A 1,221-nucleotide genomic window follows, 5' to 3' on the forward strand; every position below is an offset into this window, starting at 1 on the left:
GGCAATTTCACGGTGGGTAAGTCCGAGCAGCAGAAGTTTTCTAATCTTTGAGGTTTTTGTTCCACTTTCGGCTAAAATGTTTCTAATTTGTTCATTCATAACTTGTTATCTCCTTTATTATTATATACCAAAGGTAATGATTTTTCTCCGTTTCTCCAAATGTAAGTGTGCTCTTTATCAGCATATTAGCTTACTTTTGCTTCTGCTAAAAGTTGTGTCCGCCCTATCAGAATGGGGTGTTTTTTCCTTTCTTGGGCATTTCCAGGACACTCCTACCACCTTTTTCTCACCGGTTTTCGGCCTTCCTGACAGTCACGTTTTTTCAAGGGGAATCTTCGGGATTGCACTGCCGGCTGAGGACGCTTGTGGCCCTCCGGACCGTCCAGGGCTAAGGGGACCGGAGGCCCCTTAGTGAATTCCTGATTAAGGAAGAGCAAGAGGAGTTCCCGCACCCGGGAACTTGAATCAACGCAAAGCGCTGATAATTAAAAGAATACTAAATCTTATGTAAACCGATGATAAACGTCATGTAAACACAAGGCAACTAATATACTGTTAATAAGCCTTTAATGTGTGTGAACACATGGTTTACCAATGTTTATAAATAGCTGATATATAACATATTATAGGATTTTATAAAAAAGAAAGCGTTTACCTTTGATGTCCTGTTTTTTATAAGTATTTTTGTATCAAAACAATAGAAGTTAAAATGAAGCAAAAAGGAACGGAAAAACTAAGCTGTTTTCTCAGAGTGTCTCCCAGTGTCAAATACCGGCTTGACATTAACAGTGGTACGCAGTCTAACAATGCGTACATCAGCCAGATGATGGAATATTTTGAAGTGTCGGGAGTAACTCCCCAGCAGATTACCAAACAACCGATTGTGCAGCTCCAGAAGAGGATGGAGGATGTTGTCAAGATACTCAGGAGTTATGAAAGGGATTATTTCAAACCCATAAATGAAAAAGGACCTAAAGACGGGAAGATTGAAGAGGACTATGCCCGGCTGAGGAATGAACTCCGGGACCTGAAAGAGGAGAACCGGAAGCTGAAGGAAAGGATGCAGGCGGAAGATCTCCGGATGGAGGGTGCCACCGCATACAAGGATAAGCTCAGGCGGTTGGCCGAATTGGTAAAATACCAGCTCGATCCCGGGAAGTTCCCTATGATAAAACTCAGTGATGATGTCAGGGTTCCCATTAACACTTTGCAACTGCTTAT

Annotated in this window: 1 protein-coding gene and 1 pseudogene; one reads left to right on the forward strand and one right to left on the reverse strand. The window is 42.2% G+C overall.

Translation table 11 applies throughout. The features are described from left to right. A pseudogene (locus FDF36_RS21415) lies at positions 1–99 on the reverse strand (amidoligase family protein); the annotation flags it as partial. A gap of 610 nt (positions 100–709) precedes the next feature. On the opposite strand from FDF36_RS21415, the gene FDF36_RS20990 reads away from it, so the two are divergent. Then, positions 710–1,221, forward strand: a 512-nt coding sequence (locus tag FDF36_RS20990) for a BfmA/BtgA family mobilization protein (protein WP_220392690.1), incomplete at its 3' end; no start/stop codon positions are given.

Source organism: Bacteroides fragilis (assembly GCF_019583405.1).
Classification (GTDB): Bacteria; Bacteroidota; Bacteroidia; order Bacteroidales; family Bacteroidaceae; genus Bacteroides; species Bacteroides fragilis_B.